Source organism: Nocardioides mesophilus (assembly GCF_014395785.1).
GTDB classification, from domain to species: Bacteria; Actinomycetota; Actinomycetes; order Propionibacteriales; family Nocardioidaceae; genus Nocardioides_B; species Nocardioides_B mesophilus.
Genome location: NZ_CP060713.1, coordinates 4279858 through 4295909, shown reverse-complemented (window position 1 = coordinate 4295909; position 16052 = coordinate 4279858). Strand labels below are relative to the sequence as shown.

The following is a 16052-nucleotide window of genomic DNA, read 5'->3' as shown; positions in this document are numbered from 1 at the left end:
GCAGCGACCAAAGTGGGGCCCGTCACACCAGCCACAGCACCCAGGGAGCGACCGCGTGAGCACTTCCCCTGCCGAGGACCCGGCGAGCGCCGCGCCGGTGTTCACGATGTCCGGGATCGGGGTCGGCTTCGGGGGCATCGTCGCGCTCGACGGCGTGGGTCTGGAGGTGGCCCGGCACCAGGTTCTCGGGGTGATCGGGCCCAACGGCGCCGGCAAGACCACCTTGTTCAACGTGGCCTGCGGATTCGTGCAGCCGGACACCGGCACCCTGACGTGGCAGGGCCGCGAGCTCGACCGGCTGCGGCCGCACCAGCTCGCCGGCCTGGGCATCGGCAGGACGCTGCAGGGCCTCGGCCTCTTCGACCAGATGAGCGTCCTCGACAACGTCATGGTCGGTGCGGACCGGCACGCCCGCGCGAGCTTCCTCTCGAGCCTGCTCGCGCTGCCGCGCAGCGCCAAGGACGAGGCGGCTCTGGAGGATCGGGCCCGGACGGTCCTCTCCGAGCTCGGCATCGAGGCGTACGCCGGGCACCTGCCGTCCAGCCTGCCGTACCCGGTCCGCAAGCGGGTCGCCCTGGCCCGCGCGAGGGTCAGCGAGCCCGAGCTCCTGCTTCTCGACGAGCCGGCGTCCGGGCTCTCCAACGACGAGATGGCCGAGCTGGGCGAGCTGATCCGCGGGCTCACCGACCGGATGTCGGTGATGCTCGTCGAGCACCACATGGATCTGGTGATGAGCGTCTGCGACCGGATCGTCGTGCTCGACTTCGGCAAGGTGATCGCGCGCGGTCGGCCCGAAGAGATCCGGGACGACCCGGCGGTGCTGGCGGCCTACCTCGGCGACGAGGTCCCGCACACGCACCAGGACGTCGCCATCGGAGAGGAGCGCTGACCATGCCGCCCATGCCGCCCATGCCGACCCTGCCGACCATGCTCGACGTACGCGAGCTCACCACCAGCTACGGAGCTGTCACGGCCCTCGACCGGCTGACGTTCTCGGCCCCGAGAGGCAAGATCACCGCGGTGCTCGGTGCCAACGGGGCGGGGAAGACCACGCTGCTGCGCACCCTCTCCGGCCTGGTCCGGCCCACGCACGGGAGCGCCGAGCTGGAGGGCGCCGACCTGGTGCGCACCCCGACCGAGGCCATGTCCGGTCTCGGGCTGGCCCACGTGCCCGAGGGCCGCGGCGTGATCACGGAGCTCACCGTCGAGGAGAACCTCCGTCTCGGCGGGCTGGGTCGCTCCGCCCGGTCGCAGGCCGCGCCGCTGGACCGGGTGTTCACGCTGTTCCCGGTGCTCAGCGACCGACGCAACGCGATCGCGCACGTGCTGTCGGGCGGGGAACGGCAGATGCTGGTGATCGGCCGGGCACTGATGGCCACGCCCAAGATCCTGCTTCTCGACGAGCCGTCGCTGGGCCTCGCACCGCGGGTGGTGGGACAGATCTTCGACCTGCTCAGGTCGTTGGTGGAGTCCGACGGACTCACCGTGCTGCTGGTCGAGCAGAACGCGCGCAGCGCCCTGTCCATCGCCGACTTCGGCGTCGTGCTGAACCTCGGCCGGCTCGTGGTCCACGACGAGGCGGCCGTCCTCGCAGCGGACGAGAAGCTCCGCCACGCCTACCTCGGTTTCTGACCTCCACCCGCGATCTCGGGAGATCTCGTGCAGCAGTTGCTCACCACCGCGTTGACCGGGCTGACCCTCGGCTTCGTCTACGCCGCGTTCGCCCTCGCGCTCGTGCTCATCTGGCGTTCGACGCGGATCGTCAACTTCGCGCAGGCACCCATGGCGATGATCACCACCTACGTCGCGCTGCTGCTCATCGACGCGGGCCTCTCCTACTGGCTCGCCTTCGTGGTCGCGCTGGTCTCCGGTCTGGTGCTCGGCGCGCTCGTCGAGCGGGTCTTCGTGCGCCCGGTCGAGGGCAAGTCCGAGATCAACGCGGTGATCCTCACCCTGGGGCTGTTCATCGTCATCCATGCGCTGGCGGCGGTGCTCTTCGGTTCCCGTTACCGCTCCTTCCCGGCGCCCTTCGGTCTGCGGGGCTTCGAGGTCGGTGAGCTGAACGTCGCGCTGACCGGATTCGGGATGTTCACGATCGTGGCAGTGCTCGTCGTGATGGGGCTGCTGGTCGCGCTGTTCCGGTTCACCGACCTCGGGCTGCGAATGCGGGCCTCGGCCTACAACGCCGAGGTCGCCCGGCTGCTCGGCGTCCGCGTCGGCCGGATGCTCACGCTGGGCTGGGCCCTGGCGGCGCTCGTCGGATCGCTGTCGGGGCTGCTCATCGCGGGAGGCAGCCTGGTGCACCCGTCCTACATGGACTCGGTGGTCGTCTACGGGTTCGTGGCGGCGGTGCTGGGCGGCCTGGACAGCCCGCTCGGAGCCGTGGTCGGGGGGTTGCTGCTGGGGGTCTCGCTGAGCTTCGTCAGCGGCTATGTCGGATCCGAGGTGGTGGCCCTGGCAGCGTTGGTGATCCTGATGCTGGTGCTGCTGCTCAAACCGGGCGGCCTGTTCTCCCACGCCGCTGCGCGGAGGGTCTGACATGTCGATGCTCGCCGCCCCCCTGCACAGGGTCTCCCGGTCCACGCTCCTGCGGCACCTGGCGGTCGCCCTGATCGGCCTCGTGGTGGTGATCCTGGTGCTGGAGAGCACCAGCACCTTCCGCAACGCCCAGTTCGCGGCGATGGCCTATCTCGGCATCGCCGCCGGCGGACTGACCGTGCTGACCGGTCTCAACGGCCAGATCTCGCTCGGTCATGGCGCGTTCATGGCGTTCGGGGCCTACTCGACCGCGCTGCTCTACCGGGAGGCCGAGCCGGTACTGCCCGTCGTGGGGGTGCTGCTGGTCGCCACGGTCGTGGCGCTGCTCGTCGGGGCTCTCGTCGGGGTCGCCGCCGCCCGGTTGCACGGCCCCTATCTCGCGGGCGCGACCCTGGCGCTGGCGGTCGCCGTCCCTGGGATGGCGATCTTCTTCGGCGACTCGCTGGGCGGCGAGCAGGGCCTCAACGTGCGGGTGCCCGACGTCCCGGGCTGGTTCGCCGACGCCGTCTTCTTCCTGACCGCCCACGACGTCACCGCCAGCAAGTACGTCGCCTACATCGGCTGGCTCGCACTGATCGTCACCTTCGTGCTGCTGGCCAACCTGTCACGCAGCCGGGTCGGACGGGTCTGGCGGGCGGTCCGCGACGACGAGGTCGCGGCCGAGCTCGCGGGCATCAACCTGGGCCGAGCCCGGGTGCTCGCCTTCCTGGTCAGTGCCGGTTGTGCCGGTCTGGCCGGGGCTGTGATGGCGATGGCGGTGCGGATCACGGCGCCGAGCGGCTTCACGCTGACGCTGTCGCTGACCCTGCTGACCGCGGTGGTGCTCGGTGGTCTGGGCAGCCTGCTCGGCGCGTTGATCGGCGCGGCCCTGCTGACCTTCCTCCCGCAGGTCGTCACCGGCGTCGGCCACGACCTGGGGCTCAGCGACGTCCAGTCGGCCGAGCTGGCTCCACTCGTCTACGGCCTGGTGATGGTGCTGGTGATCCTGCTCGCCCCGGCGGGGATCGTCGGCAGCCTGCGGGGCTGGCGTAGGAGCCGCCGAGAGACCACGTGACAGCTCGGGAAGTCCGAGACCGTCCAGGACGGTCCGGGATCAGGTGTGGAACCAACAGGAGGCAGGACACATGAGGAGATGGACCAGGACCATGACGCTGGCCACCAGCGTCATCACGGCGGGAGCGCTGGTCGCCGCCTGCGGCGCGGGTGAGACGCGTGAGCAGAGCAAGGGGGAGGCCGGCTCCTCCGACGTCGGCATCACCGAGGACACGGTGACGATCGGAGCGCACTTCCCGCTCACCGGTGTGGCCGCCCCGGGTTACAGCGAGATTCCCACGGGCATGAAGGCCTACTTCGACTACGTCAACGCGCAAGGCGGCGTGGACGGTCGCAAGATCGAGTTCCTGGTCCGCGACGACGGCTACAACCCGACGAACACCAGCCAGGTCACCAACGAGCTCGTGCTCAAGGACGAGATCTTCGCGATGGTCGGTGGTCTCGGCACGCCGACCCACGCGGCGGTCGTGGACTTCCTGAACTCCGAGCAGGTCCCGGACCTGTTCGTCTCGTCGGGCTCGATCCAGTGGGGTGACCAGCCGGAGGAGAAGCCGTTCACGTTCGGCTGGCAGCCCGACTACGAGAGCGAGGGCAAGATCATCGGCCAGTACGTCGCCGAGAACATGCCCGACGCGAAGGTGGGTCTGTTCCTGCAGGACGACGACCTCGGCCGGGACAGCGAGAAGGGGGTGCGCCGGTTCCTCGACAAGCAGATCGTCGGGGTGGAGCGCTACACCTCGGGCAACACCGACGTGGCGCCGCAGATCGCCGGCCTGCAGGCCAAGGGCGCCGACCTCGTGCTCAGCTTCAACACCCCGTCGTACACCGCGCTCAGCCAGCTGGTGGCGATGAAGCTCAACTACAAGCCGAAGTGGTTCTACGCCAACATCGGCTCCGACCCGAACCTGGTCGGCTCGCTGCTCTCGAAGTTCTCCGAGGGCGCGGTCGACGGAGCCGCCCCGCTCGACGGCGTGCTCACCACCGAGTACATCCCGGGCGTGGACTCCGAGGACGACCCGTGGATCCAGCTGTGGCAGAAGGTCTGGGACGAGTACGGCGACCAGGGCGACCTCACGAACTACCGGGTCTACGGCATGTCGAAGGCCTACGCCTTCGTGCAGGCGCTGATGGCGGCCGGACCGGACCCGACCCGGGAGGGCATCGTCGATGCGGTCGAGCAGTGGGACACCAGCTGGCCCGGCCCCGAGCTGGCTCCGTTCCGGTTCAGCGAGGACAGCCACCTGGGGATCTCCGGCATGCGGATCGTCGAGCTGAAGGGCGGGGTCGGCAAGGAGCTGACCCCGGTCCTCGTCACCGACATCGGGGATGCCCCCATCGAGGAGGACACCTCCGGGCAGAGTGATGACGCCCCGGCGGAGAGCGGACTCCCCGAGATCGAGCCGGTCGGCTGACCGGTCGATCCTGCTGACAGGCTGACGGGCCGTCCGGTCGCTTCCGCGTCGGACGGCTCGTCCGCGACACCACACCCTTCCTGGAGGATCCCATGACCTCGCTGTCGCTGGCCGCCGTGCTGGCCGAGCCCGCCCGCCGTACCCCTGAGAAGGTCGCCGTCGTCGAGGGTGACCTGCGGGTGACGTATGCGGACCTGTGGCGTGACGCCCGCCGCTACGCCGCCGCGCTCCTCGCCCGCGGCATCGCCCCCGGCACCCGGGTAGGGCTGCTCGCGCCGAACGTGGTCGACTTCATCCGCGGCTACTACGGCATCCTGGCGGCCGGGGGAACGGTGGTGCCGGTGCCGACCCTGCTCAACGGGGACGAGGCGGCTTACATCCTGGGCCACTCCGGGGCGCAGGCGCTGCTCTACGAGGAGAGCTACGCCGCGGTGGCGGTCCAGGCCGCAGCCTCGGCCGGGATCGAGGCCTGGCCGGTGGAGGGTTTCGGTCACGGCGAGCCGGTGCCCACCTACGCGACCAGGGAGGCGGAGGACCCGGCGGTCATCTTCTACACCAGCGGCACCACGGGCCGCCCCAAGGGCGCGGTGCTCACCCACCTCAACCTGGTCATGAACTCGACGGTCAACGCCTTCGACGCGAACCCCATCCGTCGTGAGGACGTCGTCATGGGCTGCCTGCCGTTGTTCCACACCTTCGGCCAGACCGTGTCGATGAACTCGACCTTCCGGGTGGGAGCCACCCTGCTGCTGCAGCCGCGCTTCGACGCCGCTGCCGCGATCGAGGTGATGTACCGGGAGCAGGCGACGTTGTTCTTCGGCGTTCCGACCATGTACGTCCAGCTGCTGGAGGCCGCCCGGTCCGCCGACGTGCTGCCGCGCCTGCGGGACTGTGTCTCCGGCGGGGCGTCGCTGCCGGTCGCCGTGCTGGAGCAGTTCGAAAAGGCATTCGACACCACGGTGTACGAGGGCTACGGGCTCTCCGAGACCTCGCCGACCGCCACCGTGAACCAGCCCTGGTTCGGGACCCGTGCCGGCACGGTCGGACATCCGATCTGGGGCGTCGAGGTGGAGATCGCCGACGAGACGCTCGACGACCGGATCGTGCTGCTCGGCACCGGTGAGCTCGGCGAGATCGTGATCCGCGGGCACAACGTCTTCGCCGGCTATCTCGACAACCCCGAAGCGACCGACCAGGCGATCGTGGACGGCTGGTTCCGGACCGGTGACATCGGCACCAAGGACTCCGAGGGCTTCATCACCATCGTGGACCGGAAGAAGGACCTGATCATCCGCGGTGGCTTCAACGTCTACCCGCGCGAGGTCGAGGAGGTGCTCATGCGCCATCCCGCCGTCGCCCAGGTGGCGGTGATCGGCATCCCCGACGACGAGAAGGGCGAGGAGGTCTGTGCCGTGGTCATCGTCCACGACGGCGCATCGCTCGACAGCGACGAGCTCGTCGCATGGTCGCGCGAGCAGCTCGGCCGGCACAAGTACCCCCGGCACCTCGAGATCGTGGACGCGCTGCCGATGGGCCCGAGCCACAAGGTCCTCAAGCGCGAGCTGCGGGCGCAGTTCGGCACCGCCGTACCAGCGTCCGCGGCCCCCTCCGGGCCCACGCCCGAGGAGGTGTGAGCCGATGGACCTGAGCCTGAGCGAGGAGGAGCGGGAGATCCGGGACTGGGTGCGCACCTTCGTGCGCAAGGAGGTGATGCCGCTCGAGCCGGACGTGCTGGCCCGGGAGCGCCGGCACGAGCCGGGCCTGAGCAGGGAAGAGCTCCGGGGGCTGCAGGCCAAGGCGCAACAGTCGGGCTTCTTCGGTGTGCACACGCCGGAGGAGTACGGCGGGATGGGGCTCGGCGCCGTGATGAACGCCCTCGTCGAGACCGAGCTCGGTCGGTCGTTCGTGCCGTTCAAGTTCGGTGGCGACGCGGACAACATCCTTTACCTCGGCAACGACGAGCAGAAGCAGCGCCACCTGCTGCCCACCATCGCCGGGGAGCGCCGGAGCTGCTTCGCGATCACCGAGCCCGGTGCCGGCTCGGACGCCCGCGCCATCAGCGCCCGCGCCGAGCGCGACGGCGACGAGTGGGTGATCAATGGCGAGAAGACGTTCATCACCGGCGGCCAGGAGGCCGACTTCTGCATGGTCTTCGCGGTCACGGACGCCCAGAAGCATCGCCAGGGACGCACTGACGAGTCCGTGACGTGCTTCCTCGTCGACCGGGACAGCGGCTGGAGGTCGGAGCACATCGAGACGATGGGGGAGTGGGGACCGGCCGCGCTCGTCTTCGAGGACGTGCGCGTGCCACACACCGCGATCCTGGGCGAGGAGGGCCGGGGCTTCCAGCTGGCGATGCGCTGGATCGGGAAGGGCCGCTACATGCTGCCGGCGCGTGCGCTCGGTGCCTGTGAGCGGCTCGTCGAGATGGGCATGGAGCACGCGCGCACCCGGGTCACGTTCGGCGAGCCGATCGCGGACCGACAGGCTATCCAGTGGATGGTCGCGGACTCCGCTGTAGAGATCGAGGCGCTGCGCTGGTTGGTGCTCTGCGCAGCGTGGCAGGTCGATGCCGGCCTCGACTCACGTCAGTCACAGTCCATGGCGAAGCTCTACGGCGGTCAGAAGGCCAACGAGGTCGTCGACCGGGTCCTGCAGATGCACGGCGGCATGGGCTACACCCGGGAGCTGCCGGTGGAGCGGTGGTACCGCGAGCTGCGGCTGCTGCGGATCTACGAGGGCACCGACGAGATCCAGCGCCGGACCATTGCCCGCAACCTGCTCAAGGGACACGCCTCGGTGCGCGGACATCTCGGCTAGGGGCGGCCGCCGCTGCTGGACGTATCCTTGCCCGCCCATGGGGCGCGCCGCGCTACGTTGCGAGGAAGAGCCTGAGGAGGCAGCTGTGACGGAGTCGTTCGACTACATCGTGGTGGGGGCGGGCAGCGCGGGAGCGGTGCTGGCGGCGCGGCTGAGCGAGGACCCCGGCACCCGGGTTCTGCTCCTGGAGGCCGGAGGTGAGGACGACGCCGACGAGATCCGCATCCCGGCGGCGTTCTCGTCGCTGTTCAAGACGCGCTGGGACTGGAACTACACCACCAGCGAGCAGAAGCAGCTGCACAACCGGCGCGCCTACTGGCCGCGGATGAAGGCGCTGGGCGGCTGCTCGTCGATGAACGCGATGATCTACATCCGTGGCAACCGCGTCGACTACGACGGCTGGCGTGACGGCCACGGCGCGGTCGGCTGGGGCTACGACGACGTGCTGCCGTACTTCATCAAGGCCGAGGACAACCAGCGGCTCGGGGCGCCCTACCACGGCCAGGGCGGACCGCTGCACGTCGAGGACCGGACGTTCACCCACGAGCTCACCGAGGCGTGGGTCGAGTCGGCGGTCGTCGCGGGTCACAAGCGCAACGACGACTTCAACGGCGCGGAGCAGGAGGGCGCGGGGCTGTACCAGGTCACCTGCAAGCGCGGGCGTCGCTGGTCGGTGGCCGACGCCTACCTCCGGCCGGCGCTGGACCGGTCGAACCTCACCGTCCGCACCCAGGCGCTCACCAGCCGCATCGACGTCGAGAACGGCCGTGCCGTCGGCGTCACCTACCGGCGCGCGGGCCGCACCGAGCACGTCCGGGCCGAGGCCGAGGTGCTGGTCTGCGGGGGAGCGGTGAACAGCCCGCAGCTGCTGATGCTCTCCGGCATCGGCCCGGCCACGCACCTGCGCGAGCACGGCATCGACGTCGTCGCGGACCTCGCCGGCGTGGGCCAGAACCTGCACGACCACCCGGCCGCGCCGATGCTGTGGCACACCCAGGGCACGACGGACATCGCGGACGCCCCGTCCCTGCCCAACCTGCTGCGGTGGAAGCTGCGCGGCACCGGTCCGCTGGCCTCCAACATCGGTGAGGGCGGGGCGTTCTTCGCCACCCGTGACGACCTGCCGGCTCCTGACCTGCAGGTGCATGCGGCGCCGGGCGCGTTCTACGACAACGGGCTGCACGAGCCGGTGGCGCGCTGCTTCACCGCCGGCCCCACGCTGGTGTCCGTGCAGAGCCGCGGCAGCCTGCGGCTGCGCTCGGCGGACCCGACCTGGCACCCGGAGATCGACGCGGGCTACTACGACGACCCCGCCGACCTGGACGCGATGCGCGAGGGCTGCAAGCGGATCCTCGACGTCGTGGCGCAGGGGCCGCTGGCGGCGTACATCAAGTCGGCGTGGATGCCCGGGCCGTCGCCGACCGACGAGGACCTGACCGAGCACCTGCGCCGCAACACCCAGACGCTGTACCACCCGGTCGGCACCTGCGCGATGGGCTCGGGGGAGCAGGCGGTCGTGGACCCCGAGCTGAAGGTCCGCGGGGTGGAGGCCCTCCGCGTGGTGGATGCCTCCGTCATGCCGGTGGTGCCCCGCGGCAACACCAACGCACCGACCATCATGGTCGCCGAGAAGGCGGCCGACCTGATCAGGAGCTCCCGATGACCCTCACCGACGAACACGTCCAGCAGCAGACTTTCGAGGTCCGCAACCCCGCCAACGGGGACGTCGTCGGGGTGTACGCCGTGCACTCCGAGGCCGACGTGCACGCCGCCGTGGCCCGCGCGCGAGGAGCCGCAGCGTGGTGGTCGGCCCTGCCGCACGCCGAGCGTTCCGAGCGCCTCACGCAGTGGCGCGCGGTGCTGACCCGGCGGATGGCCCAGCTCGCCGACGTCGTGCACCGGGAGATGGGCAAGCCGCACTCCGACGCCATGCTGGAGATCGTGCTGGCCATCGACCACCTGGCGTGGGCGACGAAGCATGCGCGCAAGGTGCTCGGCCCGCACCGGGTCAGCCCCGGGATGCTGATGGCCAACCAGTCCGCCACGCTGGAGTACCACCCGCTCGGGGTGGTCGGCGTGATCGGTCCCTGGAACTACCCGGTGTTCACGCCGATGGGATCGGTGATCTATGCGCTGGCGGCCGGAAACGCGGTGGTGTTCAAGCCGAGCGAGTTCGCCCCCGGCGTCGGTACCTGGCTGGCCGACTCCTTCGCCGAGGTGTGCCCGGCGCATCCGGTGCTGCAGGTGGTCACCGGGTTCGGTGACACCGGCTCGGCGCTGTGCCGCTCCGGCGTGGACAAGGTCGCGTTCACCGGCTCGACCGGCACCGGCAAGAAGGTGATGGCCACCTGCGCGGAGACGCTGACCCCGGTGGTCATCGAGGCCGGCGGCAAGGATGCGCTGCTCGTCGACGAGGACGCCGACGTCGAGGCCGCGGCGGACGCGGCGGTGTGGGGCGGGATGTCCAACGCCGGGCAGACCTGCATCGGCGTGGAGCGGGTCTACGTGCACGAGAAGGTGTACGACCGGTTCCTCTCCTCCGTCGTCGACAAGACCCGCGACCTTCGCGCCGACACCGACCTGGAGGCGAAGCTCGGGCCGATCACGATGCCCTCGCAGATCGGGATCATCCGGGCGCACATCGACGACGCTCTGGCCCGCGGCGGTCGGGCGGTGGTCGGCGGTGCGGACGCTGTAGGCGAGCGGTTCGTGCAGCCGACCGTGCTGGTCGACGTACCGGAGGAGTCCACGGCGGTGACCGAGGAGACCTTCGGGCCGACGCTGACGGTCAAGAAGGTGCGGTCGATGGACGAGGCGGTGGAGCTGACCAACGCCACCCGCTACGGCCTCGGGGCGACCGTCTTCTCGGAGAAGCGCGGCATGGAGCTCGCCCGGCGGATCCGCTCGGGCATGACCTCGGTCAACTCCGTGATCTCGTTCGCCGCGATCCCGTCCCTGCCGTTCGGCGGGGTCGGCGACTCCGGCTTCGGCCGGATCCACGGCGCCGACGGCCTGCGGGAGTTCACCTACGCCAAGGCGATCGCCCGGCAGCGGTTCAAGCCGCCGATGCTGCTCACCTCGTTCAGCCGTGACGCCAAGACCGACAGCCGGGTCGCGCAGCTGGTCACGATGCTGCACGGCGGTGCCTCGACCTTGCCGAAGCTTCCCAAGCGCGGCCGCGACCGGAGCTGACACGCGGTCCAGCGCTCTCGCGGTTCGAGCCGGGAGGCCATGTGATCTGACGAGAACACCTCATGTCGCGCAAGTGAGAACTTCCGTACGGTGGGTTCATGTCGTCGCAGCAGCCCCCGGCCCGGGCAGCACCGGAGGCAGGGTCCACCACCCCCCGCTCCGCGCTGCCACGCTCCCTGATCGTGCTGCTCGGGGCCGCCGGTGCCGTTGCCGTCGGTGCCGGCATCAAGGGAGCGGCCGGGATCATCGCACCCGCCATGCTCGCGCTCGCCCTGACCATCGCCGTGCTGCCGATCGGCACTTGGGCGCGTCGTCACGGTTGGCCGGGGTGGTTGGCCACCACGACTGCCCTGGTCGCCGCGTATGCCATCTTGCTCTCGCTCCTCGCCGGCACCGTCGTCTGCCTGGTCCGGTTCGTCAACCTGCTGCCGCAATATGCCGGGCGGAGCAAGGAACTCACCGCCGAGTTGAACGGGTGGATGTCGTCTCTCGACCTCAGCGGTGGGACGACCGCCGATGCTCTGAAGAAGATCGAGCCGTCCACGCTCGTCAGTGCGCTCACCGATGTGCTCGGGGCGATCACCGGTGCTGCGGGCAGCCTCTTCTTCCTGGTGACGGTCATGTTCTTCTTCGTGACCGCTGTGCCGGGCTTCGGACCGCGGATGGCGGCGCTGAGCCGGTCGAAGCCCGAGCTCGCCCACTCGCTCGGCCGGTTCGTCACCGGCACCCAGCGCTACCTCGTGGTGACGGCCCTGTTCGGGGCCATCGTCGCCGTGCTGGACACCGGCGCCCTCTGGATGCTCGGCATCCCGCTTCCGCTGGTGTGGGGGTTCTTCTCGTTCATCACGAACTTCGTTCCCAACATCGGCTTCGTCATCGGTGTCGTCCCGCCCGCGCTCCTGGGGTTGCTGGAGGGGGGATGGGAGCGAATGCTGCTCGTGATCGTCATCTACAGCGTCCTGAACGTCACCATCCAGACCTTCATCCAACCCCGTTACGTCGGTGCCACTGTGGGCCTCAGCGCGGAGATGACCTTCATGTCCCTGGTCGTCTGGACCTTCCTCCTCGGTCCGCTCGGGGCATTGCTCGCAGTGCCGATGACGCTGCTCGTCCGAGCCCTGTTCATCGACTCCGACGAACGGACGGCGTGGGTCACGCCCCTGTTCGAGACGACGGTGGCGATCGAGCTCGAGCCTGACCCTGGTGCAGGGACCGGGACCCGACTCACCACCAACGGCCCCTCTCCCGCTTGACTGTCTGAGGCGCCCCGAGGGTCGTCACGTGGTGGTCGACCAGGGCCTAGTTCCGGAGCAGTGCGCGGAACCGCTCTGCGTCGCTGGTGCGGGGGAGGTTGTTGAAGAGGACGTACGGCGACGGCCGGCCGTCGACCAGGTCGCGCAACCGGCGCAGCTCGTCGTCGCTGTGGACATGCCGGGCACCGGTCGTGCCGTGCAGCCGGTAGTAGGTCTGCTCCGGCGTCACCGTCTCGTTCTGCATCGGGTCGACGACGTGAACCAGGTCCAGCTCGGCGCAGAGCTCCACGAGCAGCCCGGTGGGCCATTCCCCGCGAGGCTCCCACAGCAGCCGCCCGGCCGGCCGCTCGACCTGCGACACGAAGGTGCGCAGCCGGCGGACGTTGTCGGTCGTGGGGCGGAAGCTCTTCGGGCACTGCAGCAGCACGGCGGTGGCCCGCAGAGCGCGGGCGCACTCGAGGGTCCGCTGCCAGGCCGCAAGGACCGGAGGCGTCGTCCGGAAGGCGCCGACCTGTCCCCGGGCGCTGTCCGGCAGGGGCTGCTTCAGACGGCGGTAGGTGGGGCTGGTGGACTCGTGCGTGACCAGCTGCCACGCCTTGATCGTGAACTCGAAGCCGGCGGGCACCTGTGCCCGCCACCGCGCCAGCACGGCGTCCTTCGGCGGTTCGTAGAACGTGTGCTGCACCTCGAGCAGCGGGAAGCGACGCACATACGACGCCTGCGAGATCGTCCAACCACACAGCCCCACGTGAACGTCCACCGGCACATTTTCCTCCTCGCGAACCGAACGGGCCTCCTCGGGTTCCCGGCGCCGAGGGCCGCGGCGAAGAGGCGCCTGGCAGGCTGTGACTAGCATCGCGACATGACCGACAACGCTCCCAAGCTTCCCGACCTCACCATGACGCTCACCGAGGGCGCCCGGATTCCACTCCTGGGCTTCGGCACGTGGCAGATCAAGGGCCAGGATGCGGTGCGTGCGACCTCGGCCGCACTCGAGAGCGGCTACCGTCACCTGGACACGGCGACGGTCTACGGCAACGAGGGCGAGGTCGGCCGCGCGCTGGCCGACAGCGGGGTGCCGCGCGACGACGTCTTCATCACCACCAAGTGCCCGCCCGACCGGGCGGGCCGGGAGCTCGAGACCCTCCGCGAGAGTCTCGAGCTGCTGCAGACCGACCATGTCGACCTCTGGCTGATCCACTGGCCGGGGGAGGCGACGGTCAACGTCGACATGTGGCGCGCGTTCGTCGAGGCCCGCGACGCGGGTCTCGCCCGCGAGATCGGCGTCAGCAACTTCGACGTGTCGCTCATCGACGACGTCACGAAGGCGACCGGCGCGGCGCCGGCCGTCAACCAGATCGAGTGGAGCCCGCTGCTCTTCGACGCCGAGACGCTGGCCGAGCACCGTGCCCGCGACATCGCGCTCGAGGGCTACAGCGCCCTGCGGGGTGGCACCCTCGAGCACCCGGCAGTTCTGGAGATCGCGGAGCGGACCGGGCGTACGGCGGCGCAGGTGATCATTCGCTGGCACCTGCAGCATGAAGTGATCGTCATCCCCAAGTCGGTCCAACCCGACCGGATCCGATCCAATGCCGACGTCGCCGGGTTCACCCTCACCGACCAGGACATGGCGACGCTGGACGCCCTCGGCGGCCGCTGATCGTCGTTTCCAGGTCCACTTCCGCCGCTGGGTCGGTGGCGAGTGTGGCCTCTTCGGGCACGATGCTGTGCATGGACGTCGAGGAGCAACCCACCAGCGACCTGGCCACGCACGCCGGACTCGTGGTCGGGTGCGCCGATGAAGCCGACTGGGAGCACGTCAAGACGGTTCGGCTCGCTGCGCTGGCGGAGTCACCCAGTGCCTTCGGGTCGACTCTTGAGGAAGAGGGCGAGTACGACGAGGCGGACTGGCGCGATTGGTGCCGAGACACGGCTACGTTTCTCGCCTTCCAGGACGGGGATCCGATCGGAATCGCGGCCGGGGTGAACGGGACGAGTCGCGACGAACGCAAGCTCATCGCGATGTGGCTCCACCCCAGGCACCGGGGAGCCGGTGCTTCGACGGCGCTCCTCGCTGCGGTGCAGGACTGGGCTCTGCGCGACGGCGCCACCACGTTGATGCTGTGGGTGACACGGGGCAACCATGCGGCCACGAGGCTCTACCGGCGAGCTGGATTCTCCGAGACCGGCGCCCGCAAGCCCCTCCCGAGCAACCCAGCCCTCGTCGAGGTCCAACTGGCGCTCGACTTGCGGTAGCCGGGCACGCCTCGTCGCGGCGGCCGCTGTCAGTCGACGTGCTCACTTGAGTGCCAACTCACAGGCGTCCTCGGGTGTCAGGGACCATTCTGGGGCACCGGGGGGTCATGAGCAACGACAAGGCAGCATCAGAGGCCCGCGAGGGACTGTTGGACAGCGTCGCGGGCAAGGCCAAAGAGGTGGCCGGCGCCGTGACCGGCAAGGACGGCCTGGTCGAGGAGGGCCAGCTCCAGCAGGCAGAGGCGCGCAACCGCAAGGAAGCCGTCGCCGACGAGGCCCTCGCCGACACCAAGTGGGCAGAGGCGGCCCAGGCGATCAACGCGACCAACCGCGAGGCGGCCCAGCAGAAGGCCGCGGCGCGCGCCCAGGCGGAGCGCGAGGAATCCGCGGTCGCGGCGCAGCGCGACAACGAGCACGCCGTCGCCGACCGTGAGGCCGAGCTGCAGGGGGCCGTCGGCGAGCGCGCTGCCGAGCAGCGCGCCGACGAGCTCGCCGAGTCCCGGATCCAGGAGGCCGAAGCCATCGCCGAGGACGCGACCACCACCGAGCAGCAGGCCGCCGCCGAGAAGCTCCGCCTCGAGCGCGAGGCCACCGCAGCCGACCAGCAGGCCGCGCAGCTGCGCGCCCAGACCCAGAACTGAGGACCACCATGATCAAGCACCTCATCGCCCTTCCCTACGAGCTGGCCCGCCTCCCGCTCGTCCTCGTGGACAAGAGCCTGAGCACCAGGCTCCAAGATGGTTCCGGCCCGGCGGTGGTCCTGGACCGGGCCATCGGCTCGGCCGACAAGGTCGCCGGCGCGGTGCTTCGCAACCGCGACCTCGCCCAGCGCGGGACCGAGCGCATCACCCGCTCCGACATGCTCGCCACCGCTGCCCGCCTGGAGGAGGACGCCTCCACGCGGCGTGAGCAGGCGCGCGCGACGGCCACCGCCGGCCGTCAGGCAGCCGCGCGGAAGCGCAAGGCGGCCCAGCAGCGGGCCGCCTCCGGTCTCGTGGAGGCCGACGTCGCCGAGACGCGCGGCAAGCAGGACGCCAAGGCCCGGGCTGCGGAGTCGGCAGCGAAGAAGAAGGCGGCCGCCAACACCCGGGCTGCCAGCCGCACCGCCACCGCCGAGAAGGGCAAGCAACGCGTCGAGTCCGCCGCCGCGGTGAAGCAGAAGGCCGCCCGGAACAAGGCGAAGGTCGAGCTCGACGACGCGCGCAAGACCAAGCAGGCTGCCGATGAGGCCCGCGCCGACGCCCAGCGCCTCAGCGGGCTCGTCGAGGCCAAGCAGCAGCAGCGCAAGCAGGACTGACCACGCGCCGCACCGCATCGTGAGAACCGCCCCCGCCATGAGAGGGGGCGGTTCTGATGGGCGCGACTCGCGTCAAGGACGCTCCTGCCGCGGACGCACGAAGGTCCCACCACCAGGCGACTGGTGATGGGACCTCACGATGGTGTCCGAGGGGGACTTGAACCCCCACCCTCTATACGAGGACTAGCACCTCAAGCTAGCGCGTCTGCCTATTCCGCCACCCGGACCGGG

At 70.1% G+C, this 16052-nt stretch carries 15 protein-coding genes and 1 tRNA gene; 14 read left to right on the top strand and 2 right to left on the bottom strand.

The genetic code is table 11. The features are described 5' to 3' along the window. The first annotated feature begins 55 nt into the window (after positions 1 to 55). From H9L09_RS20525 to H9L09_RS20480, 10 genes are all read left to right on the top strand, one after another. On the top strand, positions 56 to 889 hold the full coding sequence (locus tag H9L09_RS20525; protein ID WP_246456141.1) for an ABC transporter ATP-binding protein: 834 nt from the start codon (positions 56 to 58) through the stop codon (positions 887 to 889). Between the two features lie 11 nt (positions 890 to 900). Next, complete coding sequence (locus H9L09_RS20520; protein WP_246456139.1) at positions 901 to 1632, top strand: ABC transporter ATP-binding protein; 732 nt, start codon at positions 901 to 903, stop codon at positions 1630 to 1632. Between the two features lie 27 nt (positions 1633 to 1659). After that, positions 1660 to 2538, top strand: a complete 879-nt coding sequence (locus tag H9L09_RS20515) for a branched-chain amino acid ABC transporter permease (RefSeq protein ID WP_187578626.1) — start codon at positions 1660 to 1662, stop codon at positions 2536 to 2538. A 1-nt stretch (position 2539) separates the two neighbouring features. Continuing rightward, on the top strand, positions 2540 to 3592 hold the full coding sequence (locus H9L09_RS20510; protein ID WP_187578625.1) for a branched-chain amino acid ABC transporter permease: 1053 nt from the start codon (positions 2540 to 2542) through the stop codon (positions 3590 to 3592). A gap of 70 nt (positions 3593 to 3662) precedes the next feature. After that, positions 3663 to 5003 (top strand): ABC transporter substrate-binding protein, encoded by a 1341-nt coding sequence (locus tag H9L09_RS20505; RefSeq protein ID WP_187578624.1) that lies wholly within the window; start codon positions 3663 to 3665, stop codon positions 5001 to 5003. Between the two features lie 92 nt (positions 5004 to 5095). After that, positions 5096 to 6637 carry a long-chain-fatty-acid--CoA ligase gene (locus H9L09_RS20500; RefSeq protein WP_187578623.1) on the top strand — a complete coding sequence of 514 codons (1542 nt, stop codon included), beginning with the start codon at positions 5096 to 5098 and terminating at the stop codon, positions 6635 to 6637. 4 nt (positions 6638 to 6641) lie between these two features. Next, the gene (locus H9L09_RS20495; RefSeq protein WP_187578622.1) at positions 6642 to 7823 is read left to right on the top strand and encodes an acyl-CoA dehydrogenase family protein; all 1182 of its coding nucleotides are present in this window, start codon (positions 6642 to 6644) and stop codon (positions 7821 to 7823) included. Between the two features lie 85 nt (positions 7824 to 7908). Beyond that, a complete protein-coding gene (locus H9L09_RS20490) occupies positions 7909 to 9486 on the top strand; it encodes a GMC family oxidoreductase (protein ID WP_246456138.1) in 1578 nt (525 codons plus the stop codon). Continuing rightward, complete coding sequence (locus H9L09_RS20485; RefSeq protein WP_187578620.1) at positions 9483 to 11015, top strand: aldehyde dehydrogenase family protein; 1533 nt, start codon at positions 9483 to 9485, stop codon at positions 11013 to 11015. Before H9L09_RS20490 ends, H9L09_RS20485 begins: the two co-directional genes overlap by 4 nt. Before the next feature lie 257 nt (positions 11016 to 11272). Further along, complete coding sequence (locus H9L09_RS20480) at positions 11273 to 12268, top strand: AI-2E family transporter (RefSeq protein ID WP_246456137.1); 996 nt, start codon at positions 11273 to 11275, stop codon at positions 12266 to 12268. 46 nt (positions 12269 to 12314) lie between these two features. Here the strand turns inward: H9L09_RS20480 and H9L09_RS20475 are convergent, their stop codons facing one another. Beyond that, positions 12315 to 13028, bottom strand: coding sequence for a DUF72 domain-containing protein (locus H9L09_RS20475; RefSeq protein WP_223164142.1), 714 nt, complete (start codon positions 13026 to 13028; stop codon positions 12315 to 12317). Between the two features lie 102 nt (positions 13029 to 13130). Between H9L09_RS20475 and H9L09_RS20470 the strand changes: the two genes are divergently transcribed. The 4 genes from H9L09_RS20470 (at position 13131) to H9L09_RS20455 (ending at position 15821) form a co-directional block, all read left to right on the top strand. Next, complete coding sequence (locus tag H9L09_RS20470) at positions 13131 to 13928, top strand: aldo/keto reductase (protein ID WP_187578618.1); 798 nt, start codon at positions 13131 to 13133, stop codon at positions 13926 to 13928. 71 nt (positions 13929 to 13999) lie between these two features. Then, complete coding sequence (locus H9L09_RS20465; protein WP_187578617.1) at positions 14000 to 14524, top strand: GNAT family N-acetyltransferase; 525 nt, start codon at positions 14000 to 14002, stop codon at positions 14522 to 14524. Between the two features lie 107 nt (positions 14525 to 14631). Next, positions 14632 to 15165: a CsbD family protein gene (locus H9L09_RS20460; RefSeq protein ID WP_187578616.1), complete on the top strand. Its 534-nt coding sequence runs from the start codon at positions 14632 to 14634 to the stop codon at positions 15163 to 15165. An 8-nt stretch (positions 15166 to 15173) separates the two neighbouring features. Continuing rightward, positions 15174 to 15821 carry a hypothetical protein gene (locus tag H9L09_RS20455; RefSeq protein WP_187578615.1) on the top strand — a complete coding sequence of 216 codons (648 nt, stop codon included), beginning with the start codon at positions 15174 to 15176 and terminating at the stop codon, positions 15819 to 15821. A 140-nt stretch (positions 15822 to 15961) separates the two neighbouring features. Here H9L09_RS20455 and H9L09_RS20450 read toward each other — a convergent pair. After that, a tRNA-Leu gene (locus H9L09_RS20450) sits at positions 15962 to 16048 on the bottom strand. Between the last annotated feature and the right edge of the window lie 4 nt (positions 16049 to 16052).

Bases quoted from the DNA above. Each gene is read 5' to 3' on its own strand.
- H9L09_RS20485 (WP_187578620.1), top strand. From the start codon at position 9,483: ATGACCCTCACCGACGAACACGTCCAGCAGCAGACTTTCGAGGTCCGC.
- H9L09_RS20470 (WP_187578618.1), top strand. From the start codon at position 13,131: ATGACCGACAACGCTCCCAAGCTTCCCGACCTCACCATGACGCTCACC.
- H9L09_RS20460 (WP_187578616.1), top strand. From the start codon at position 14,632: ATGAGCAACGACAAGGCAGCATCAGAGGCCCGCGAGGGACTGTTGGAC.
- H9L09_RS20510 (WP_187578625.1), top strand. From the start codon at position 2,540: ATGTCGATGCTCGCCGCCCCCCTGCACAGGGTCTCCCGGTCCACGCTC.
- H9L09_RS20495 (WP_187578622.1), top strand. From the start codon at position 6,642: ATGGACCTGAGCCTGAGCGAGGAGGAGCGGGAGATCCGGGACTGGGTG.
- H9L09_RS20480 (WP_246456137.1), top strand. From the start codon at position 11,273: ATGCTCGCGCTCGCCCTGACCATCGCCGTGCTGCCGATCGGCACTTGG.
- H9L09_RS20465 (WP_187578617.1), top strand. From the start codon at position 14,000: ATGGACGTCGAGGAGCAACCCACCAGCGACCTGGCCACGCACGCCGGA.
- H9L09_RS20520 (WP_246456139.1), top strand. From the start codon at position 901: ATGCCGCCCATGCCGACCCTGCCGACCATGCTCGACGTACGCGAGCTC.
- H9L09_RS20505 (WP_187578624.1), top strand. From the start codon at position 3,663: ATGAGGAGATGGACCAGGACCATGACGCTGGCCACCAGCGTCATCACG.
- H9L09_RS20455 (WP_187578615.1), top strand. From the start codon at position 15,174: ATGATCAAGCACCTCATCGCCCTTCCCTACGAGCTGGCCCGCCTCCCG.
- H9L09_RS20500 (WP_187578623.1), top strand. From the start codon at position 5,096: ATGACCTCGCTGTCGCTGGCCGCCGTGCTGGCCGAGCCCGCCCGCCGT.